Source organism: Pseudoduganella umbonata (assembly GCF_014192225.1).
Taxonomy (GTDB): Bacteria; Pseudomonadota; Gammaproteobacteria; order Burkholderiales; family Burkholderiaceae_D; genus Rugamonas; species Rugamonas umbonata.
Genome location: NZ_JACHXS010000013.1, coordinates 158,823 through 178,465 on the forward strand (window position 1 = coordinate 158,823; position 19,643 = coordinate 178,465).

General features: G+C 65.0%; 21 protein-coding genes. 11 read left to right on the forward strand and 10 right to left on the reverse strand.

The window, feature by feature from the left end; all coding sequences use genetic code 11:
* Positions 1 to 7 precede the first annotated feature (7 nt).
* A complete protein-coding gene (locus FHS02_RS27100; RefSeq protein ID WP_137316151.1) occupies positions 8 to 841 on the forward strand; it encodes a hypothetical protein in 834 nt (277 codons plus the stop codon).
* A 19-nt stretch (positions 842 to 860) separates the two neighbouring features.
* Here the strand turns inward: FHS02_RS27100 and FHS02_RS27105 are convergent, their stop codons facing one another.
* Positions 861 to 1,415, reverse strand: coding sequence for a cob(I)yrinic acid a,c-diamide adenosyltransferase (locus FHS02_RS27105; protein ID WP_137316152.1), 555 nt, complete (start codon positions 1,413 to 1,415; stop codon positions 861 to 863).
* A 186-nt stretch (positions 1,416 to 1,601) separates the two neighbouring features.
* On the opposite strand from FHS02_RS27105, the gene FHS02_RS27110 reads away from it, so the two are divergent.
* Positions 1,602 to 3,104 (forward strand): FAD-linked oxidase C-terminal domain-containing protein, encoded by a 1,503-nt coding sequence (locus FHS02_RS27110; protein WP_137316153.1) that lies wholly within the window; start codon positions 1,602 to 1,604, stop codon positions 3,102 to 3,104.
* Between the two features lie 4 nt (positions 3,105 to 3,108).
* On the opposite strand, the gene FHS02_RS27115 is transcribed toward FHS02_RS27110, so the two are convergent.
* The 3 genes from FHS02_RS27115 to FHS02_RS27125 all read right to left on the reverse strand — a co-directional run bounded on the left by FHS02_RS27115 (position 3,109) and on the right by FHS02_RS27125 (position 5,871).
* The gene (locus FHS02_RS27115; RefSeq protein ID WP_137316154.1) at positions 3,109 to 3,588 is read right to left on the reverse strand and encodes a glutathione peroxidase; all 480 of its coding nucleotides are present in this window, start codon (positions 3,586 to 3,588) and stop codon (positions 3,109 to 3,111) included.
* A 93-nt stretch (positions 3,589 to 3,681) separates the two neighbouring features.
* Positions 3,682 to 4,818, reverse strand: coding sequence for a PilT/PilU family type 4a pilus ATPase (locus FHS02_RS27120; protein WP_137316155.1), 1,137 nt, complete (start codon positions 4,816 to 4,818; stop codon positions 3,682 to 3,684).
* A gap of 9 nt (positions 4,819 to 4,827) precedes the next feature.
* Positions 4,828 to 5,871 (reverse strand): type IV pilus twitching motility protein PilT, encoded by a 1,044-nt coding sequence (locus tag FHS02_RS27125; protein WP_137316156.1) that lies wholly within the window; start codon positions 5,869 to 5,871, stop codon positions 4,828 to 4,830.
* A 25-nt stretch (positions 5,872 to 5,896) separates the two neighbouring features.
* Here FHS02_RS27125 and FHS02_RS27130 point away from each other — a divergent pair, with 25 nt between their 5' ends.
* From FHS02_RS27130 to FHS02_RS27140, 3 genes are read left to right on the forward strand one after another with little or no spacing between them, the layout of a single operon-like run.
* On the forward strand, positions 5,897 to 6,628 hold the full coding sequence (locus tag FHS02_RS27130; protein WP_371861434.1) for a YggS family pyridoxal phosphate-dependent enzyme: 732 nt from the start codon (positions 5,897 to 5,899) through the stop codon (positions 6,626 to 6,628).
* A 50-nt stretch (positions 6,629 to 6,678) separates the two neighbouring features.
* Positions 6,679 to 7,515, forward strand: a complete 837-nt coding sequence (gene proC, locus FHS02_RS27135) for a pyrroline-5-carboxylate reductase (protein WP_137316157.1) — start codon at positions 6,679 to 6,681, stop codon at positions 7,513 to 7,515.
* A gap of 32 nt (positions 7,516 to 7,547) precedes the next feature.
* Positions 7,548 to 7,772 carry a hypothetical protein gene (locus FHS02_RS27140; RefSeq protein ID WP_137316158.1) on the forward strand — a complete coding sequence of 75 codons (225 nt, stop codon included), beginning with the start codon at positions 7,548 to 7,550 and terminating at the stop codon, positions 7,770 to 7,772.
* Between the two features lie 71 nt (positions 7,773 to 7,843).
* Here FHS02_RS27140 and FHS02_RS27145 read toward each other — a convergent pair whose 3' ends face one another.
* The 3 genes from FHS02_RS27145 to FHS02_RS27155 form a co-directional block, all read right to left on the reverse strand.
* Entirely contained in the window at positions 7,844 to 8,212 is a 369-nt protein-coding gene (locus FHS02_RS27145) for an ElaB/YgaM/YqjD family protein (protein WP_137316159.1), read from the reverse strand.
* A 121-nt stretch (positions 8,213 to 8,333) separates the two neighbouring features.
* Positions 8,334 to 9,227, reverse strand: coding sequence for a 4-hydroxybenzoate octaprenyltransferase (gene ubiA / locus FHS02_RS27150; protein WP_137316160.1), 894 nt, complete (start codon positions 9,225 to 9,227; stop codon positions 8,334 to 8,336).
* Between the two features lie 12 nt (positions 9,228 to 9,239).
* On the reverse strand, positions 9,240 to 10,190 hold the full coding sequence (locus tag FHS02_RS27155; protein WP_137316161.1) for a hydrogen peroxide-inducible genes activator: 951 nt from the start codon (positions 10,188 to 10,190) through the stop codon (positions 9,240 to 9,242).
* A gap of 207 nt (positions 10,191 to 10,397) precedes the next feature.
* Here FHS02_RS27155 and rfaE2 point away from each other — a divergent pair, with 207 nt between their 5' ends.
* Entirely contained in the window at positions 10,398 to 10,895 is a 498-nt protein-coding gene (rfaE2, locus tag FHS02_RS27160) for a D-glycero-beta-D-manno-heptose 1-phosphate adenylyltransferase (protein ID WP_137316162.1), read from the forward strand.
* Here rfaE2 and FHS02_RS27165 read toward each other — a convergent pair.
* Positions 10,870 to 11,334, reverse strand: coding sequence for a DUF421 domain-containing protein (locus FHS02_RS27165; RefSeq protein WP_137316163.1), 465 nt, complete (start codon positions 11,332 to 11,334; stop codon positions 10,870 to 10,872). The genes rfaE2 and FHS02_RS27165 overlap by 26 nt on opposite strands.
* A 233-nt stretch (positions 11,335 to 11,567) precedes the next feature.
* Here FHS02_RS27165 and FHS02_RS27170 point away from each other — a divergent pair, with 233 nt between their 5' ends.
* From FHS02_RS27170 to FHS02_RS27180, 3 genes are all read left to right on the forward strand, one after another.
* Positions 11,568 to 12,464, forward strand: a complete 897-nt coding sequence (locus FHS02_RS27170) for a LysR family transcriptional regulator (RefSeq protein ID WP_137316164.1) — start codon at positions 11,568 to 11,570, stop codon at positions 12,462 to 12,464.
* Between the two features lie 239 nt (positions 12,465 to 12,703).
* Positions 12,704 to 14,512, forward strand: a complete 1,809-nt coding sequence (locus FHS02_RS27175; RefSeq protein WP_217496859.1) for an amidohydrolase — start codon at positions 12,704 to 12,706, stop codon at positions 14,510 to 14,512.
* Between the two features lie 6 nt (positions 14,513 to 14,518).
* A complete protein-coding gene (locus FHS02_RS27180) occupies positions 14,519 to 15,874 on the forward strand; it encodes an alginate export family protein (protein ID WP_137316165.1) in 1,356 nt (451 codons plus the stop codon).
* 27 nt (positions 15,875 to 15,901) lie between these two features.
* On the opposite strand, the gene trmL is transcribed toward FHS02_RS27180, so the two are convergent.
* Positions 15,902 to 16,372 carry a tRNA (uridine(34)/cytosine(34)/5-carboxymethylaminomethyluridine(34)-2'-O)-methyltransferase TrmL gene (gene trmL, locus FHS02_RS27185; RefSeq protein ID WP_137316166.1) on the reverse strand — a complete coding sequence of 157 codons (471 nt, stop codon included), beginning with the start codon at positions 16,370 to 16,372 and terminating at the stop codon, positions 15,902 to 15,904.
* Between the two features lie 19 nt (positions 16,373 to 16,391).
* Complete coding sequence (locus FHS02_RS27190) at positions 16,392 to 17,126, reverse strand: ComF family protein (RefSeq protein ID WP_229422348.1); 735 nt, start codon at positions 17,124 to 17,126, stop codon at positions 16,392 to 16,394.
* Between the two features lie 70 nt (positions 17,127 to 17,196).
* Between FHS02_RS27190 and FHS02_RS27195 the strand changes: the two genes are divergently transcribed.
* The gene (locus FHS02_RS27195) at positions 17,197 to 18,105 is read left to right on the forward strand and encodes a methyltransferase domain-containing protein (RefSeq protein WP_137316168.1); all 909 of its coding nucleotides are present in this window, start codon (positions 17,197 to 17,199) and stop codon (positions 18,103 to 18,105) included.
* Between the two features lie 311 nt (positions 18,106 to 18,416).
* A complete protein-coding gene (coxB, locus tag FHS02_RS27200) occupies positions 18,417 to 19,640 on the forward strand; it encodes a cytochrome c oxidase subunit II (protein WP_137316169.1) in 1,224 nt (407 codons plus the stop codon).
* Positions 19,641 to 19,643 lie beyond the last annotated feature (3 nt).

Consider the following 19,643-nt stretch of genomic DNA (forward strand, 5'->3'; position numbering starts at 1 on the left):
GTAATACGTGGTTCAGAACAAGTGGTATGTCCACCCGGCGATCGTGGTGGCGGTGCTCATCAATGTTTTCGTGATGGGGCTTGCCATTGCATGGTCCGGCGACGGGGCAAAGCTGCAGCGCCTGCTGGTGGAGGACGGCATCGTCGAATGGATGCAGTTCCTGTGCTTCGCGGTGACTTCCGGCCTGCTGGCCTTTGCCACGGTCGAACACTGGCAGCGCGAGCGGCGCATCGACCTGCCGCTGCTGGTGCTGGCCGGCCTGGCCGGCATCGTGGCACTGGCCGCGCTGGAAGAAATCAGCTGGTTCCAGCGCATCCTGAACGTCGCCACGCCGGACTACTTCGCGCAGAACAACCGCCAGGGCGAAACCAACCTGCACAACCTGGCCATCGGCGAGAAGGGCAGCATCCACAAGACGATCCTGCTGAAGCTCATCGCCATTGCCGGCCTCACGCACAATATCGTGCTGCCGCTGCTGGCCCGCAAGCGCCCCGCGGTGCGCGACTTCGTCGAGCGTTTCGGCCTGTACCTGCCGCCGCTGTCCGCATCGGTGATCTACATCGTGCTGGTGGCGATTTCCCACCTCGTGATCGACCATCCGCGCAAGGGCGAACTGGGCGAGATGTTCGGCGCGGTCCACTACCTGGCCACCGTCTTCGCGGCCTACTTCATCGGCGTCGGCTACGGCAAGCGGCCGATTTTTGAAACGCCGGCCGACAGCCGCCGCGCGGGCACGCTGTTCGCGATGCTGCTGGTGTTCCTGCTGATGACGGGCTGGCTGCTGAGCGCCGGCGCCGGTGCCGAACCGTACCTGGCATTGCACCCGAACGGCAAGGAGTGACCGGTCGGCGCGGCCGGGACTAGCTTTTCTTCCGGTCGTGATGCCACAGCACGTCGCTGCCGCCGGCAAAGCGGTTCAGCACGCGGGCCAGCACGAACAGCAGGTCCGACAAGCGGTTGACGTACTGGCGCGGGTGGTCGTGGATGGTTTCCTCGCTGCCCAGTGTGACGATGCTGCGCTCGGCGCGCCGGCACACCGTGCGGCACACATGCGCCAGCGCCGCGGCGCGCGAGCCGGCCGGCAGGATGAATTCCGTCAGTGCCGGCAAGGTGCCGTTGTATTTCTCCAGCAGCGCATCGAGCCGTTCCACGTGCTCTTCCTTGATCAGCTGGTAGCCGGGAATGCACAGTTCGCCGCCCAGGTCGAACAGGTCGTGCTGGATCGATACCAGTTCCTCGCGCAGGTCTTCCGGCAGCGCTTCGCACAGCAGCACGCCCAGGTTCGAATTCAGTTCGTCGACGTCGCCCATGGCGTGCACGCGCACGCTGTCCTTGCGGGTGCGGCTGCCATCGCCCAGGCCGGTGGTGCCATTGTCGCCCGTGCGGGTCGCGATCTTCGATAGCCGGTTGCCCATGCTCGTCTCCGTAGGTTGAAAGGTGCGAGCATACGCCAGAATCCTGCCATCGCGAAACTTGCACAAAAACCGGTGACAGACACCGGTTTTCCTGGAACATTTCTAGAAAACCGGTGACAGACACCGGTTATTTCGAAACATTTCCTCCGAGCGCAGTCTGCCAGCCGTTTGGCCTACAATCGGCCCATGACCACGCCACTCACGCCACTCGCCAGTGCAGCGCCGTTCACCGAAAGCCGCCAGCGCGACGTCGCACGCGCCCTGGGCGCCGTGTTGCCGCCCGGCTGCGTGCTGTCCCGCCTGGAAGATACCCGCCCGTACGAATGCGACGGCCTGTCCGCGTTCCGCCAGCCGCCGATGATCGTCGCGCTGCCGCAGGACGAGGCGCAGGTGCTGGCGGTGCTCGACGTGTGCCGCCGCATGAACGTGCCGATCGTGCCGCGCGGTGCCGGCACGGGTCTGTCCGGCGGGGCGATGCCGATCGCCGACGGCGTGGTGCTGTCCACCGCCAGGCTGAACCGCATCGTGCGGGTCGATGCCGAAGCGCGCACGGCCGTCGTGCAGCCGGGCGTGCGCAACCTCGCCATTTCGGAGGCCGCCGCGCCGTTCGGCCTGTACTACGCACCCGATCCGTCGTCGCAGATCGCCTGCACCATCGGCGGCAACGTGGCGGAAAATTCCGGCGGCGTGCACTGCCTGAAATATGGCCTCACCGTGCACAACGTGCTGCGCGTGCGCGTGGCCACCATCGACGGGCACATCGTCGAACTGGGCAGCGAAGCGCCCGACGCGCCGGGGCTCGACCTGCTGGCCGTGTTCATCGGTTCCGAAGGCATGCTGGGCATCGTGACCGAAGTCACGGTCAGGCTGGTGCCGAAGCCGGCGGTGCAGCGCGTGATCATGGCCTCGTTCGCCGACATCGTCGCCGGCGCCAACGCGGTGGCGCGCGTGATCGCGGCCGGCATCATTCCGGCCGGCCTGGAAATGATGGACCAGACCTCGTCGCGGATGGTCGAACCGTTCGTCCGCGCCGGCTACGATCTCGATGCGGCCGCGATCCTGCTGTGCGAGGCGGACGGCACGCCCGAAGAAGTGGAAGACGAGATCGCGCGCATGGCGGCCGTGCTGCAGGAAGCCGGCGCGACCGCGATCGCGGTGTCGGCCACCGAGGCCGAGCGGCTCCGGTTCTGGTCGGGCCGCAAGAACGCGTTTCCGGCCGCCGGCCGCATCTCGCCCGATTACTACTGCATGGATGGCACGATCCCGCGCAGGCACCTGGCGCAGGTGTTGTCCGGCATCGCACAGATGGAAGTGAAGTATGGCCTGCGCTGCGCCAACGTGTTCCATGCCGGCGACGGCAACCTGCATCCGCTGATCCTGTTCGACGCCAATGTGCCGGACGAACTGGCGCGCGCCGAGGCATTCGGCGCCGACATCCTGGCGCTGTGCGTGGCCGTCGGCGGCACGATCACCGGCGAGCATGGCGTGGGGATCGAGAAGATCGATTCGATGTGCGTACAGTTCGGTCCAGGCGAGTTGAACGCCTTCTTCGGCGTCAAGCGCGCGTTCGACCCACCGTCGCTGCTGAACCCGAACAAGGCCATCCCCACGCTGCAGCGCTGCGCCGAGTTCGGGCGCATGCGCGTGACGGGCGGCGTGTTGCCGCATGCCGACCTGCCCCGGTTCTAGGAGTCTAAAGCAGCGCCTCGATATCGGCGGCGATGTCTTCCGGCTTGGTGGCCGGCGCATAGCGTTTCGCCACGCTGCCGTCCCGGCGCACCAGGAACTTCGTGAAATTCCATTTGATGCCTTCGGTGCCCAGCACGCCGGGCGCCGTCTTCTTCAGGTGCTGGAACAGCGGGTGGGCGCCGGCGCCGTTGACGTCGATCTTGGCGAACAGCGGGAACGTGACGCCATAGTTCTTTTCGCAGAAGGCGCCGATCTCCTCGTGCGTGCCTTTTTCCTGTGCGCCGAACTGGTTGCACGGGAAGCCCAGCACTGCGAAGCCCCGCTCGCGGAACCGTTCATGCAGCTTTTCCAGGCCGGCGTACTGTGGCGTGAAGCCGCAGGCGCTGGCGGTGTTCACGATCAGCAGGACCTTGTCCTGGTACTGGGCCAGGTCGACGGGTTGCCCGGCCAGCCCGACAGCGGAAAAATCAAAGACGGTGCTCATGTGGTCTCCTCGGCCCGGTTCGGCGCGGATCGGTGCAAATGGACACACATCGCGCAGTCCAGCTCGGTTCGGTTCGGTTCAGCGCAGTTCAGCTCAGATCAGGCCAAGATGCTCGGTGCCGGCCGACAGGTCGCGGTTATGCGCGCCCTTGCCCTCGAGCTTGATGGCCAGGCGCAGGTCGTTGACGGAATCGGCGTTGCGCAGCGCATCCTCGTAGCTGATCTTGTCCGCCTCATAGAGGTCGAACAGCGACTGGTCGAAGGTCTGCATGCCCAGCTCGCGCGACTTCTTCATCAGCTCCTTGATCTCGTGGACCTTGCCCTGGAAGATCAGGTCGGAGATCAGCGGGGAATTGAGCAGGATCTCGATCGCCACCGCGCGCCCGCGGCTTTCCTTCAGCGGAATCAGCCGCTGCGAGATCATGCCTTTCAGGTTCAGCGACAGGTCCATCAGCAATTGCTGGCGGCGCTCCTCGGGGAAGAAGTTGATGATGCGGTCCAGTGCCTGGTTCGAACTGTTGGCGTGCAGCGTGGCCAGGCACAGGTGGCCCGTTTCGGCGAACGCGATCGCGTGGTCCATCGTTTCGCGATCGCGGATCTCGCCGATCTGGATCACGTCCGGCGCCTGGCGCAGCGTGTTCTTCAGGGCGATTTCCCAGTCCTCGGTATCGACGCCCACCTCGCGCTGCGTGACGATGCAGTTGCGGTGCGGGTGCACGAATTCGACCGGATCCTCGATCGTGATGATGTGGCCGTAGCTGTTCTCGTTGCGGTAGCCGACCATTGCCGCCAGCGTCGTCGACTTGCCCGAGCCGGTGGCCCCGACCATGATCACCAGGCCGCGCTTGGCCATGACGACCTCCTTCAGCACGGGCGGCAGGGCCAGCTCGTCCAGGTCGGGAATCTTGCTGTTGATGACCCGCAGCACCATGCCGGCGGCGCCCATCTGCACGAAGGCGGAGACGCGGAAGCGCCCCAGGTCGCCGGGGCTGATGGCGAAGTTCGCTTCCTTGGTCTGCTCGAACGTGGCGGCCTGCTTGTCGTTCATGATCGAACGGGCCAGGTCGGCCGTATGCGCGGCCGTCAGCGGCTGGGCGGAGACAGGCGTCAGCTTGCCGTCGATTTTCATCGCCGGCGGGAAGCCAGCGGTAATGAAGAGGTCCGATCCTTTTTTGCCGATCATCAGGCGCAGCAGGTCGAACATGAATTTACTGGCCTGGTCGCGTTCCATGCTGCTCACCTATCCGGGGAAGTTTTCGGGGATCTTGGCGGCCGAGCGCGCGGTGGCGGCCGAGATCACGTTGCGGCGTACCAGGTCGGTCAGGTTCTGGTCCAGCGTCTGCATGCCGGCATTGCTGCCGGTCTGGATCGCCGAATACATCTGCGCGATCTTCGCTTCGCGGATCAGGTTGCGGATCGCCGGCGTGCCCACCATGATTTCATGCGCGGCCACGCGGCCGGCACCGTCCTTGGTCTTCAGCAGCGTCTGCGAGATCACCGCCTGCAGCGACTCGGACAGCATGGCCCGCACCATTTCCTTTTCCTCGGCGGGGAACACGTCGACGATGCGGTCGATCGTCTTCGCGGCGGACGAGGTGTGCAGCGTGCCGAACACCAGGTGGCCCGTTTCCGCGGCGGACAGCGCCAGGCGGATCGTTTCCAGGTCGCGCAGTTCGCCGACCAGGATCGCGTCCGGGTCCTCCCTCAGGGCCGAGCGCAGCGCATTGCTGAACGACAGCGTGTGCGGCCCCACTTCGCGCTGGTTGATCAGGCACTTCTTCGATTCGTGGACGAATTCGATCGGGTCCTCGATGGTGAGGATGTGGCCGTATTCATGCTCGTTCAGGTGGTTCACCATGGCCGCCAGCGTGGTCGACTTGCCGGAGCCCGTGGGGCCGGTGACGAGCACCAGGCCGCGCGGCTTCAGTGCGAAATCGCCGAAGATCTTCGGCGCGTTCAGGTCTTCCAGCGTGAGGATCTTCGACGGAATCGTGCGCAGCACGGCCGAGGCACCGCGGTCCTGGTTATAGGCATTGACGCGAAAGCGCGCCAGGCCGGGAATGGCAAAGCTGAAATCGACTTCGAGCATTTCCTCGTAGGCCTTGCGCTGGGCATCGTTCATGATGTCATAGATCATGCGGTGCACTTCCTTGTGCTCCAGCGCCTCGACGTTCAGGCGGCGGACGTCGCCGTGCACGCGGATCATCGGCGGCAGGCCGGCCGACAGGTGCAGGTCGGAAGCCTTGTTTTTAACGGAGAACGCGAGCAGATCGGAGATGTCCATTTATAATCCCTGTGCCTAAAAAATAATGCCAGCTATGGTCCCCAAGCTGGCGCATCTGATTATGTCCGGAATCCCAGAGCGTTTGCAAGCTGTCGAAAATGCCATTGTGGCCGCGTGCGCCGAGGCGCGGCGCCCTGCTGCCGCCGTGCGATTGCTGGCCGTGTCGAAGACCTTCGGTGCCGATGCCGTGCTCGCCGCCGCCGCCGCCGGGCAGCGCGCGTTCGGCGAAAACTATGTGCAGGAAGGCGTGGACAAGATCCAGGCACTGAAAGACCACGATCTGGAATGGCACTTCATCGGGCCGATTCAGAGCAACAAGACGCGGCCCATTGCCGAGCACTTCGACTGGGTGCATGCGGTCGAGCGCGAGAAGATCGCCGTGCGGCTGTCCGAACAGCGCCCGCCGGCGCTGGGGCCGCTGAACGTGTGCGTGCAGGTCAACATCAGCGGCGAGACCAGCAAGAGCGGCGTCACGCCGGACGAGGTCGAGTCGCTGGCCGAGGCGGTGGCGCGCCTGCCGAACCTCCGGTTGCGCGGGTTGATGGCGATCCCGGAACCCGCGGACGACTTTGCGGCGCAGCGTGCACCCTTCGCTGCGATGCGTGAACTGTTCGAACGATTACGCGAAAAATTCGGGCCCGATTTCGACACTTTGTCGATGGGCATGTCCGCCGATATGCGTGCCGCCATCCTGGAAGGCGCCACCATCGTCCGCGTGGGCAGCGCCATTTTCGGCGCGCGAACCTATAACAAGTAACTGCGCAGGTAACTGAGCAAATAACCGAGACAGATAAAAAAGGGATATCCATGAAGATTGCATTCATCGGCGGCGGCAACATGGCCGCCGCGCTGGTCGCCGGCCTGGCCGGCAAGGTCACGCCGGGCGCCAGTATCCACGTCGTCGACCCGAACCCGGCCGCGCTGGAAGCGCTGCATGCGGGCCATGGCGTGACGACGGCCACGTCGATCGACGCGGCCGTCACCGCCGCCGAGGTGATCGTGCTGGCCGTGAAACCGCAGAACATGCGCGAAGCCGTGGCGCCGCTGGTGCCATTGCTGGCAAACGCGAATTCGCATGGAAAACATTCCCCGCTGGTGCTGTCGATCGCGGCCGGTATCCGCACCGCCGACCTGTCGCGCTGGCTCGGCGGCCATGACGCGATCGTGCGCTGCATGCCGAACACGCCGGCGCTGATCGGCATGGGCATTACCGGTGTCGTTGCCTCGGCGGGCGTGACCGCATCGCAGCGCCAGGCGGCCGACCAGATATTGCAGGCCGTCGGCGCCACCGTGTGGCTGGACGACGAAGGGAAGATCGACGCGGTGACCGGCCTGTCCGGCAGCGGCCCGGCCTACGTGTTCTATTTCATCGAGGCGATGCAGCAGGCCGCCGTCGAACTGGGGCTGACGGCCGAACAGGGGCTGGCGCTGGCGAAGGCCACGTTTACCGGCGCCGCGCAACTGGCCGCCCGATCGGACGAGCCGGTGGCGCTGCTGAGGGAGCGGGTCACGTCGAAAGGCGGTACCACCTACGCGGCGCTGACCAGCATGGAAGAGACGGGCGTGAAAGCCGGGATCGTCGCCGCCGTGAAGGCCGCCGCGGCCCGTGGCAGGGAACTGGGCGAGCAGATGGGCAGGGACTGAACGCCGCAACCACGACGATCCAGGGGGACAGGATGCAAAAGCTGGAAAGAAAACTGTGGTTCGTGATGCTTGTCAGCACGCTCTCGACGATGGTGACGCTGTACCTGACCGAGAGCGCCGGATTGCCGCGGCTGAGCGAGATGAGTCTCAGCCAGGGAATCCTGTACTTCCTCTGCTTCGGCGCGTGCTGGAAGCTGTTTTCGTTTGGCGGCTGGCTGCTGGCGCTGTGCTTTCACACGCCGGCCGAACAGCGCTGACACCGCTCTATGACGCGGCGATGACGAAAAAACGGCCCGCAGCGCGGGCCGTTTTCTTATCGGCGGCGATGTCAGTCGCGCGCGATGATCACGCCGGCCAGCAGGCCGACGACGGCACCGATGACAACCGAACGCCAGGGATTGTCGTGCACGTAGGTATCGGCGCACTGGGCGGCAAGCTTGCCTTTGGCCAGGGCCGTATCTTCCAGCGTCAGCAGGTTGGTTTTCGCGCTGCGCAGGGTTTCCTTGAACTGCGATTTGGCTTCCTCGGCGCCATCCGCGCTGGAGCTGGCCGCGCTGCGCAGCCAGTGTTCGGCCTCGCCGATGGCGTTCTTCAGGTCGCCCAGCAGGCGCTCGCGCGCCGCGCCCGTGTCGCTGCCGATGGTGCCGGTGCCAGCGGTGATGCCATTGCTTGCGGTGGGGTTGTTCGTCTGATCCATGGTCGCCTCGTGTTTGGATTGTTGGAGAAACTGACTGTAGGCGGCGGCAGCGGGCCAGGTTCTAGTCGCAAGATTGCATTTTTTGCAACTTTACGACAAAGGATCATCTGCGCGGCACTTGTCAGCGCAACGCATAATCCAGGGCGATCCCGGCAAATACCGCCGCTCCCAGGTAGTTATTGTGGCGGAATGCCGCAAAGCAGGGCGCACGCTCGCGTTCACGGATCAGGAAGTAGTGATAGACGGCGCAGGCGGCGGCCACCGCAAGGCCCGCCTTGTACCATGTGCCGAGGCCGAAATGCGCGCCGGCGGCCAGCAGGATCGCCAGGTGCACGCCGTAGCACAGCATCACGATCGCCACGTCGAAGCGGCCAAAGGTGATGGCCGAGGTCCGGATGCCGATCTTCAGGTCGTCGTCACGGTCGACCATCGCGTATTCGGTGTCGTAGGCCACGGCCCAGAACACGTTGCCCAGCAATAGGAGCCAGGCCCAGGACGGCACGGTGTCCTGCACGGCGGCGAACGCCATCGGAATGCCGAAGCCGAACGCGATGCCCAGGTAAGCCTGCGGGATCGCGAAGAAGCGCTTGAAGTAGGGATAGGTGCCGGCAATGATCAGCGCCGCCACGGACAACTGCTTGACGAGGGCATTCAGCGGCTGGATCAGCAGGAACGCCACCAGCGACAGGGCGGCGGCCAGGGCCAGCGCTTCCTTGCCGCTGATGCGGCCGCTGGTGATCGGACGGTCCGCGGTGCGCTTGACGTGGCGGTCGAAATCCTGGTCGGCATAGTCGTTGACGGCGCAGCCGGCCGAGCGCATCAGCAGCGTGCCGAGGCAGAAGATCGCCAGCAGGTGCCACTCCGGCACGCCGTTCGAGGCCAGCCACAGCGCCGACAGCGTGGGCCACAGCAGCAGCACGGTGCCGATCGGCTTGTCCAGCCGCACGAGACGGACGTACAGCTGCAGCTTGCTGGCGGCGGGGGCGGAAGCGGGATTGGGAGCGGGAGCGTGCATGATCGGTGTTCCTCAGGCGGCGGCTTCGGCCTTGTTCGAGCTGAGATTGATCACGCCGGGCAGGCGGATCTGGGCAATGGCATCGCATACCGCGTCGATCGCGGCCTTGCGGGTAAAGCTCTTGCGCCACAGGATGACGACGCGGCGCGACGGTTGCGGGTCTTCGAAATGGCGGAACTGCAGCATGCCGTCGGTGGCCTCCATGTCCGCCACCGAGGCGCGCGGCAGCACCGTCAGGCCGATGCCGGAAGCGACCATGTGGCGGATCGTTTCCAGCGACGAGCCTTCGAACGTGCGCTGCATGCCGTTGCCGGGCGTGGCGAAGCGCGCCATCTCCGGGCACACTTCGAGCACCTGGTCGCGGAAGCAGTGGCCGGCGCCCAGCAGCAGCATCGTTTCGCTTTTCAGGTCCTCGGCCGGGATGCGTTCGCGGGCCACCCACGGATGGCTGTTCGGCATCGCCACCACGAACGGTTCGTCGTACAGCGTCTGCATCGCCATGCCGTGCTCGGGCAGCGGCAGGGCCATGACCGCGGCATCGAGTTCGCCCTGGCGCAGCAGTTCCAACAGCTTGACCGTGAAGTTCTCCTGCAGGATCAGCGGCATCTGCGGGGTGTGCTCGATCATCGTCTTCACCAGCGGCGGCAGCAGGTAGGGGCCGATCGTGTAGATCACGCCGAGGCGCAGCGGGCCGGCCAGCGGGTCCTTGTTCTGCTTGGCCAGCTCCTTGATGGCGGCCGTCTGTTCCAGCACGCGTTCGGCCTGGGCCACGATCTGCGCGCCCAGCGGCGTGACGGAAATCTCGGCGCCGCCCCGTTCGAACAGCATCACGCCCAGCTCGTCCTCGAGCTTCTTGATCGCCACCGACAGCGTGGGCTGGGCCACGAAGCAGGCTTCGGCGGCGTGGCCGAAGTGCTTGGCGCGCGCGACGGCAACGATATATTTCAGTTCGGTGAGTGTCATAGGGTCAATGCGGTTCAATACACGCGGGGCGTTCCGGACGGGGTATTGTAACGGAATGCCTTCGCATGAATGGCCACCAAGGCAGCACTGGCTCCTTCGATGCCATGCGGTTGCCACTGTGGTTGCCAGGCCGGTTGCCAGGCCGCTTGCCGCCCGGGCCACGGCTGGACTTTATAATGGCGCCTTCCCCACTGACCGATTCTTTCCATGCCCTCGTTCGAAGACAAGATCTGCCCCCGCGACCAGTTGCGCGCCCGCGTTGCCGCCCTGCCCAAGCCGGTGGTGGTCACCAACGGCGTGTTCGATATCCTGCACCGCGGCCACGTGACCTACCTGGCGCAGGCGCGCGCACTGGGCGCCTCGCTGGTGGTGGCGGCCAATACGGATGCTTCCGTCAAGCGGCTGGGCAAGGGCGACGACCGCCCCCTGAATACGCTGGACGACCGGATGGCGGTACTGGCCGCACTGGAGGCGGTGGACCTGGTGGTGCCGTTCGACGAGGACACGGCCCTGGAGGTGGTGCTGGAAGCGCGCCCGGAAATCTATGCCAAGGGCGGCGACTACGACATGGCGGCGATCCCGGAAGGGCAGGCGGTGCTGGCCTACGGCGGCAAGGCCGTGGCGATCGATTTCGAACACGACCGCTCGACGACGAAGCTGCTGGCGAAGGTCCGCGAGTTCACTGCTCGTTCTGCAGAATCGTGATCTTGCCGTCCGGTTCCAGGAACGCGCACTTCATTTTCTGAACCGGGCAATCGGCTTCGCGCAGCGCCTGCTCGACGTCGCCTTCGGCCACCCGGCATTTCTTGACGATGTCCTCGAAGATCTTGCCGTCCCGGCCCAGCAGTACCGGGCGGCCGTCGACCAGGTCGGCGATCTTGCGGCTACGGGATGTGATCACCGCGAAGAAGACATTCAGCGCAATCAGCGTGCTCGCCACGATCATGCCGCCCTGCAGAGAATCGTCGCCGCCGGACAGTGAATTCGACACCGCTTCCGACAGCAGCATCACCACCAGCAGGTCGAACGGCGTGAACTGGCCGATCGTGCGCTTGCCCGTGATGCGCACCATCAGCAGCAGGAAGCAGTAGATGACGGCGCCACGCGCAATGAATTCCCACCACGGCAAGTCCATGTCGAACATAGCTCCTCCATCACTGATGATGAATCTGCTTATACGACTTTTCGTGCATTTATGCCAACACCGGAGGGCTGGCGGTGTCGGCATGATCGAGGACTTGCGGTGAAACCGACAGCACCGGGCGCATGAGCAGATAGCGCATTGCGTCGTCATGGCAGGCAAGTTTTGCTGTGCTCCAACTCCGTACGGAAGTACCATGCCTTGGAACGTCGTGTTGCGATATCGGGAGCACTGGATTGGACATCGAGGAATTACGGACATTCGTGGAAGTCGCCGATGCCGGGGGCATCTCGCCTGCCGCGCTCCGGCTCGGCGTCGCCAAGTCGATCGTCAGCCGCCGGCTGGCCCGTCTGGAAACCGACCTTGGCATCCAGCTGCTGTCGCGTACCACACGGGGCGCGGCGCTGACGGAAGCAGGCGCCACGTTTCGCGACTATGCGGCCAGGATCTGCGCCGAGATCGACCTGGCGAAGGAAACGATCGCCCCCGCCGGCGAACTGCGCGGCCGTCTTCGCATTGCCGCCCCGCTGACGTTCGGCCCGACGCACTTCGCGCCCATGCTCGCGGAGATGGCGCGACGCCATCCGCAGCTGCAGATCCAGACCTGCTACAGCGACCACGTCGTCAATCTCATCGCGGAGGGGTATGACTGCGCGATACGGGTCGGCTATCTGCAGGACTCCAACCTCATTGCAAGACGTGTCGGACCGGTGTCCGGAACGACTGTCGCGAGTCCGGAATACATCAAGGCGCATGGAGCGCCCAGGACACCGGACGAGCTGCTCGCCCACCAGGCCCTGATGCAGGGCACGGAACCCTGGTATTTCATGGATGGCGACAAGACCGTCATGGTGCGCCCGCAAGGGCGCTTCAAGGCCGACAACGGTGCAGCCCTGGTGGCCGCTGCGGTCGCAGGGCTCGGCATTGGCTGGCTGCCGACGATGCTGGTCCAGGAGCATTTGCATTCCGGCGCGCTGGTCGCCGTCATGACACGTTATCCACCGCCGCCCGCGGCAGCGTATGTCATTCGTCCACCCGGCCAGAATCCGGCCAAGAAGATACGCATCCTGACCGAACTGCTGATCGAGCATTTCGACAACATGCCCGGTACTGCCACGCCTGCTCCCGGCTGACTTCGGGTGCCATGGCGCCCGAGCGGCGCCATGGAAACAGCAGCGCACCCGCAGTGGATCTCCTGTCCGCGTTCCCGGTTTTGCGACACAGCACGCCTTGAGGTAGCGCTATCGCGGAAGGCTGGCGAAAAGCACAATCTTCCTTGGGGAAATGCCGCCGCCGGCGGATGTCTCCTTCCGCTGTGCCGACCGATCGGCACAGCGCGGTGTCTTTCAAATCCAACCGAGGGGGAGTGACAGTGAAGTCGATAATACTGATGGCGTTCATGGTGGTGAACGGCCTGGCCGGCGCCCATGCGCAAGCTACCCGGGAGGCGCCGGGCGCGGACCTGATCGTGCACAACGCGAAGATCTTCACCGGCAATCCCGCGCAACCCGAAGCGGCCGCGCTGGCCGTCAAGAACGGCCGCATCTACGCCGTCGGCACGGATGCCGAGGTGATGCGGTTGAAGAACGGCGGCACGCGGGTCATCGATTCGGGTGGCCGGCGCCTGATTCCGGGCATCATCGACGCGCACACCCACGTGCTCAACGAGGGTGGCTACAACTACACGCTGCGGTGGGAGGACGTGCCGACGCTGCGCCAGGCGCTGGCGATGCTCGGTGAACAAGCCAAACGTACCCCGGAAGGCCAGTGGGTGAAGGTGATCGGCGGCTGGTCTCCCTACCAGTTCGACGAGAAGCGCTTTCCGACCATGGACGAACTGCGCCGGGCGGTCCCGGATCGCCCGATGATCGTGCAGTATGCCTACAACCGCGCCTTCTTGAACCAGCAGGCGATGGATGTCCTCGGCGTGGGCACCGACAAGTTTCCCGTGTTGCCCGGCACGGAGTTCGAGAAGGACGGGCAGGGCAGGTACACCGGCGTGGTCCACGGCTACACGTTCCAGTTCATCACCCTGGAAGCCATGGTGCCGCAGCTCTCCTCCGATGAGGAGGTGAGTTCGCTGGTCCAGGTCATCCACAGTCTCAACCGCGTCGGCATCACCTCCATCGTCGATGCGGGCACGGGTTTCCGGGGCTATCCCAAGGCCGTGCCCACCGTGGATGCCCTCGCCCGCGACAACCGCCTCAACGTCCGCATGCCTTTCGTCGACATCCAGCTGGGCGAAGGTTCGAACTTCAACATGGTCGATGCGCAGGTAACGGCAATCACCAAGACGGCGCCGATCAGTCCCGGGCACAACCTGCATCCGCGCCTGGCGCACGGCCATGTCTACCGGGGCGCCGGCGAGCTGCTGTCGGCCGAAGTCCACGATCACGAGAATTTCGACCGTCCGGCGGTCATCATCGAGCCGGCCAGGATGCGCGAGCTGGTGGAGCGGGATGTCGCCAAGCTGGTGCAGCGGCGCATTCCTTTCCGCGAGCACATCACCTATGACGAGAACATCACGCCTTTCCTCGATGCGCTCGGCAAGCTGAACGAGAAGACGCCGCTCGCTGGCCTGCGCTGGAGCCTCGAACACGCCGAGACGATCAGTGCCGCGAACATCGCCAAGGTGAAGGCGCTGGGCGGCGGCATCGCCCTGGACACCAAGATGGCGCTGCACGGCGACGCCTTCATCAAGACCCACGGCCGCGACAAGGCGTTGCAGACGCCGCGCCTGCGCCAGCTCGTCGACAGCGGCATCCCCCTGGCAATGACCACCGATGCGTTCCGGGCTGCCTCGTTCAATCCCTGGGTCGGCATCAGCTGGATGGTGACGGGCAAGTCGGTCTCGGGAACCGAAGTGCTGGCCAGGGATAACCGCCTGACCCGTACCGAAGCGCTGGAACTGTTTACGCGCACGCCGGCCTGGTTCATGCACGCCGAGTCGGAGCTGGGGCTGATCGCTCCCGGCTACCTCGCCGACTTCGTGTTGCTGGACAGGGATTACTTCACCATTCCGGAGTCGCAGATCAAATCCGTTGCCTCCGTCCTGACCGTCATGGATGGCCGGGTGGTGCATGGTGCGCAGGATTACCGGTCGCTTGCACCGGTATTGCCCGAGATCCTGCCCGCCTGGTCGCCGATCAAGCACTTCGGCGGCTATCGCCAGGTCCGGTGAGCGAGGATGCGCGCCTGGCTCGGCATCACCTTGCTGCTGGCTGCCGGTGCCGCGCTGGCGCAGTTTCGGCCATTGCGGTTCGACGACGACTTCAGCGCCCAGCGCCGGGAATGCGCCGGGAACAACGACGGCAGCGCATGCTGGAAGGACCGCCCGATCGGAGATCACGTGCGCCTGAGCGTCGGCGGCGACCTGCGCTGGCGCTACGAGCACACCGGCAATCCCCGCTATGGGCTGGAACGGCAGGACCGCCGGGGCGTGCTGATGCAGCGCGGTTCGGTCTTCGCGGACCTGCACCTGGGCGCGCACTGGCGCGGCTTTGCCCAGCTGGCCAGCTCGGTCACCAGGGGCCGCGCCGCCGGTCCATCCCCGGTGGATGAGAACCGGCTCGACCCCGCCAACCTGTTCGTCGAATGGCAATCGGCTGGCGATGGCGAGGACGGCATCGGCATGCGTGCCGGCCTACAGGAATTGCAGTTCGGCTCGGGGCGCGTCATCGACGCCCGCGAGGGGCCGAACGTGCGGCGCAGCTTCGACGCCGTGCGCGGCTATGCGACCCGTGGCCCGTGGCGTATCGACGCCTTCGCGGCCGCGCCGCGGCAGAACCGTCCCGGCAGCTTCGATGACGCCCGCTCGCGAACGCAGGCATTGCGTGGTATTTATGCAACGCGCACCGGGGGCATCGCTTCCTGGGATGTCTATGCGCTGCATTTCGAGGACACCGTCGCCCGCTACGTCCAGGGCGTGTCGCACGAACGCCGCTGGTCGGCCGGGACCCGCGTGTTCGGTAGCCGCCAGGCGTGGGACTGGAACTGGGAATTGGCCCTGCAGGGCGGACACTTCGGCGACGCCGCGATCCGCGCCTGGTCGCTCGCCACGGATACCGGCTACACCTTCGCTGGCGCGGCCGGCCAGCCGAGGGTGGCGTTGCTGATTGCCGTCGCCAGTGGCGACAAGGACCCTGGCGACGACCGCCTGGGCACCGTCAATTCACTTTACCCGCGCGGCAATTATTTCGGCGACGAAGCCACGCTGGGGCCACGCAACTTCTTCAACATCCATCCGGCGCTGACGCTGCGGCTCGCACCCGGCGTCCAGCTGAACGCCAGTCTCGACTTCTTCTGGCGCCACAGCATCCGCGACGGCGTGTATGCGCCCAACGGCATGCTGATCCGGGCCGCCGGAGATAGCCGTGCCCGCTATGTGGCGACCATCGCGTCGCTCGGCGCCATCTGGACGCTGGCGCCAGGCTGGTCCTCGACCGCGGCCGTCGCGTACGCGCAGCCGGGTGCGTTCCTTCGCGAGACGGGCGCCGGCGATGTGCTGAGCTTCGTCAGCATCGCCGTGCAGTACCGGTTCTGAACAAGCCCGCACGCGGCAGGCGCCGCGTTATGCGCCGCCGTCGTAGCCGTTCTGCCGCCACGCCTCGTACACCACGACGGCGACGGTATTCGACAGGTTCAGGCTCCGGTTGCCGGGCCGCATCGGCAGCCGGATCCGCTGCGACACGGGGAAGGTTTCGCGGAACTCGGGTGCCAGCCCGCGCGTTTCGGAGCCGAACACGAACACGTCGCCGGGCTGGAACGCCAGTTGCCCGAACGGCGTCGAGCCGTGGGTGGTCATCGCGAACATGCGGGCCGGATCGGGCGACGCGGAGGCCAGGAACGCATCCCAGTCCTTGTGCACTTTCATCTGGGCGTATTCGTGATAGTCGAGGCCGGCGCGGCGCATCTTCGCGTCGTCGAGGGGAAAGCCCAGTGGCTCGATCAGGTGCAATTGCGCGCCGGTGTTGGCGCACAGGCGGATGACGTTGCCGGTGTTCGGCGGAATTTCTGGATTGACCAGCACTACATGGAACAACTCACTCTCCCTGAATCAATTACTGCGAATGGTGGGGCGGCGTGCGGGCGAACACGAAATTGGTCACCCGCGCGGCGCCGTGACGCTTGAAGACGGCCGCCAGTTCGGCCAGCGTCTGGCCACTGCTCATCACGTCGTCGACGATGCCGATGTGGCGGCCTTCCACCAGCGCCCGGTCCGGCACGGCGAATACGTGGGCCACGTTGGCGCGGCGCCGGCTGCCGTGCAGCTTGCTCTGCGCCGATGTTTCCTGCACCCGCTCGGCCAGCCGCGGCGCCACGGCAATGCCGAGCAGCCGGCCCAGCGGCCGGGCGATTTCCAGCGCCTGGTTGAAGCCCCGCTCGGCCAGGCGCCCGGGTCCCAGCGGCACCGGGCACAGCAATACAGGCACGGCGAACGCCGGCTGTGCGGGCGACGATGCCGCCTGCAGCGCGCGCACCGCCTTCGCCAGCAGTTCGGCGAACAGCTGCGCATGCGCCAGCTGGCCGCCGAACTTCAGCTCGAGTACGAGCCGGTCCCAGGGCAGCGCGTAGGCCGCCGCCGCCACCGTCGCGTCATAGGGCGGGCGCCGTGCCACGCAGGCGCCGCACATGAGTACGCCGCAGCCGGCCGGTAGCGGGTCCGCGCAAACGGGGCAACGCGCCACGGGCTCGCCAAGGAACTGCGCGCGGCAGGGCGGGCACAGCGCTTCCCTGCCGTGCATGCCGCACAGCACGCAGGGGCAGGGCAGCAGCGCAGCCAGGGCCTTTGCCATCGCCATCGCCATCGCAATTCGCTCCAAGCATGTAGACTGCGCACATTATCGCACTCTACCCCTGGTTCCCATGCAAGACCGTCCCCCCAAACTGTCCGCTCCCATCGACGTGGAGCGCGTCCGCACCCTGTTTTCCCGGCCGGAGCGCCTGCGCGACGCCGAGTTCCTGCGCCGTGAAATCTCCCGGCGCATGTTCGAGCGCTTGCAACTGGTACGCCTGGCGCCCCTCCGGGTCCTGGACGCGGGCTGCGGCAATGGTGCCGATCTCGCAACATTGCAGAATGCCTACGCCGCCGCGCAGATCGTCGGCCTCGATGCATCGGTACCGATGCTGAAGACCGTCGACACGGGCAGCGCGAAAGGCCTGAATCGCCTGATCAGCAGGTTGCTGCCGGCCAAGAGCGGCATCGACCTCGTCTGCGGCGATTTCGCCGATCTGCCCCTGGGCTTGTCCAGCGTGGACCTGGTCTGGTCGAACCTGGCGCTGCACTGGCATCCCCAGCCGGACCGGGTTTTCGCCGAATGGCGCCGCGTGCTGCGTGTAAACGGCCTGTTGATGTTCTCCTGCTTCGGTCCGGACTCGTTACAGGAAGTACGTTCTGCTTTTACCGATATCGATCTTGCTCCCCATACACTGCCGTTCGTGGACATGCATGATTTCGGCGATCAGCTCGTCGAAGCGGGCTTCTCGACGCCGGTGATGGACATGGAAAAAATCACTGTCACTTATGACGATCCGGCGAAACTGCTGGCCGATGTGCGCGCATTGGGCGGGAACCCCTTGAACACCGTACGTAAAGGCTTGCTCAGCCGTTCAGCCCGTGAGAAGCTATTTACAGGCTTGCAAAAACAGCGCCGCGCAGACGGCAAGATCGGCCTCACTTTCGAGGTCATTTATGGGCATGCTTTCAAGCCCGAACCAAGGGTAACGAAGGACGGCGAAGCCATCATCCGGTTCGCTCCGCGGTCACCAAAATGATAGCGATACATGCCGCGACGCACCATTTTTCGTGGCGCAATTTACCTTGAAGTCGATAAGATTTACTGCTTATAATCCTTGACTGTTTTGGCCGGTTTTTTCCATACGGACAGCAAGATCCGGACGTTGCAAAGGCCAGAATTCGTCAAACTTCAGTAGCCCGCGTCATCGGCGAATGTGGCTCTGCCGTGGCATGGTCGTGGTCTCGACAAGGGACCACAAGGTGTGAAAAGCACGAGACGATCCACCCTACAGGCAGGTCGTCGCCATAATAAATTTTTCTACTATCTTGGGTTGGTTTTGGGGAACATATGACACTTGCGAAGCGACTCACATCGTTGCTGGCCGCATCATGGGCGGCGCTGGCCTGCTCGTCGGCCTGGGCAGCGCCGGCAGCGACGGCAACCGGAACATACACCACGGCCACGGGCGGCACGGGCGGGCCGCTGCCGAACCAGCTCGACCTGCAACCCGCCGCGACCCAGATCGCTTCCGAAATCCATACGCTGCACAACTGGATGATGATCGTCTGCCTGGTGATCTTCATCGCCGTGTTCGGCGTGATGTTCTATTCGATCCTCAAGCACCGCAAATCGGTCGGCCACAAGGCCGCCTCGTTCCACGAATCGACCGCCGTTGAAATCGCCTGGACGGTGGTGCCGTTCCTGATCGTCATCGGCATGGCACTGCCCGCCACCCGCACGGTGGTCGGCATGAAGGACACGTCGAACGCCGACATCACGATCAAGGCCACCGGCATGCAGTGGAAATGGGGCTACGACTACCTGAAGGGCGAGGGCGAGGGCATCTCGTTCGTGTCGAACCTGTCCACGCCGCGCGAGCAGATCGGCGCACCCGGTGCGCCCGCGTCCCAGCCGCGCGGCGAGAACTACCTGATGGAAGTCGATAACGAAGTGGTCGTCCCCGTCAACAAGAAGGTCCGCATCGTCACCACCGCCACCGACGTGATCCACGCGTGGATGATTCCCGCCTTCGGCGTGAAACAGGACGCGATTCCCGGCTTCGTGCGCGATACATGGTTCAAGTCCGAGCATACCGGCACGTTCCGCGGCAATTGCGCAGAACTGTGCGGCAAGGAGCACGCGTTCATGCCGATCGTCGTGCGGGTCGTCACGGCCGACGAGTACACGGCCTGGGTCAATACCAAGAAGGCGGAAATGGCCGCGCTGGCGGACGATCCGAACAAGACCTGGACCATCGACGAACTGAAGACCAAGGGCGAGAAAGTGTATGCCGCCAACTGCGCGGTGTGCCACCAGGCCAACGGCAAGGGCGTGCCGAATGCCTTCGCGCCGCTCGACGGCTCGGCCGTCGTCAACGGCGGCAAGGGCGACCAGATCCACGTACTGCTGAACGGCCAGAAGACCGGCAAGTATCCGGCCGAGATGCCGGCATGGAAGCAGCTGTCGGACACCGACATTGCCGCCGTCATCACCTATACGCGGAACAACTGGTCGAACAAGCCAGCGGAAAACATCGTTCAACCGGCTGAAATTGTGGCTGCACGCAAGTAATCA

What these genes read in the sequence shown, in the direction of transcription:
- FHS02_RS27195 (WP_137316168.1), top strand. Translation starts at nt 17,197, where the DNA reads ATGCAAGACCGTCCCCCCAAACTGTCCGCTCCCATCGACGTGGAGCGC.
- FHS02_RS27125 (WP_137316156.1), bottom strand. Translation starts at nt 5,871, where the DNA reads ATGGACATCTCCGATCTGCTCGCGTTCTCCGTTAAAAACAAGGCTTCC.
- FHS02_RS27120 (WP_137316155.1), bottom strand. Translation starts at nt 4,818, where the DNA reads ATGGAACGCGACCAGGCCAGTAAATTCATGTTCGACCTGCTGCGCCTG.
- FHS02_RS27140 (WP_137316158.1), top strand. Translation starts at nt 7,548, where the DNA reads ATGCAAAAGCTGGAAAGAAAACTGTGGTTCGTGATGCTTGTCAGCACG.
- FHS02_RS27105 (WP_137316152.1), bottom strand. Translation starts at nt 1,415, where the DNA reads ATGGGCAACCGGCTATCGAAGATCGCGACCCGCACGGGCGACAATGGC.
- coxB (WP_137316169.1), top strand. Translation starts at nt 18,417, where the DNA reads ATGACACTTGCGAAGCGACTCACATCGTTGCTGGCCGCATCATGGGCG.
- proC (WP_137316157.1), top strand. Translation starts at nt 6,679, where the DNA reads ATGAAGATTGCATTCATCGGCGGCGGCAACATGGCCGCCGCGCTGGTC.
- FHS02_RS27165 (WP_137316163.1), bottom strand. Translation starts at nt 11,334, where the DNA reads ATGTTCGACATGGACTTGCCGTGGTGGGAATTCATTGCGCGTGGCGCC.
- rfaE2 (WP_137316162.1), top strand. Translation starts at nt 10,398, where the DNA reads ATGCCCTCGTTCGAAGACAAGATCTGCCCCCGCGACCAGTTGCGCGCC.
- FHS02_RS27110 (WP_137316153.1), top strand. Translation starts at nt 1,602, where the DNA reads ATGACCACGCCACTCACGCCACTCGCCAGTGCAGCGCCGTTCACCGAA.
- FHS02_RS27145 (WP_137316159.1), bottom strand. Translation starts at nt 8,212, where the DNA reads ATGGATCAGACGAACAACCCCACCGCAAGCAATGGCATCACCGCTGGC.
- FHS02_RS27115 (WP_137316154.1), bottom strand. Translation starts at nt 3,588, where the DNA reads ATGAGCACCGTCTTTGATTTTTCCGCTGTCGGGCTGGCCGGGCAACCC.
- FHS02_RS27180 (WP_137316165.1), top strand. Translation starts at nt 14,519, where the DNA reads ATGCGCGCCTGGCTCGGCATCACCTTGCTGCTGGCTGCCGGTGCCGCG.
- FHS02_RS27130 (WP_371861434.1), top strand. Translation starts at nt 5,897, where the DNA reads ATGCCAGCTATGGTCCCCAAGCTGGCGCATCTGATTATGTCCGGAATC.
- ubiA (WP_137316160.1), bottom strand. Translation starts at nt 9,227, where the DNA reads ATGCACGCTCCCGCTCCCAATCCCGCTTCCGCCCCCGCCGCCAGCAAG.
- FHS02_RS27155 (WP_137316161.1), bottom strand. Translation starts at nt 10,190, where the DNA reads ATGACACTCACCGAACTGAAATATATCGTTGCCGTCGCGCGCGCCAAG.
- FHS02_RS27190 (WP_229422348.1), bottom strand. Translation starts at nt 17,126, where the DNA reads ATGGCAAAGGCCCTGGCTGCGCTGCTGCCCTGCCCCTGCGTGCTGTGC.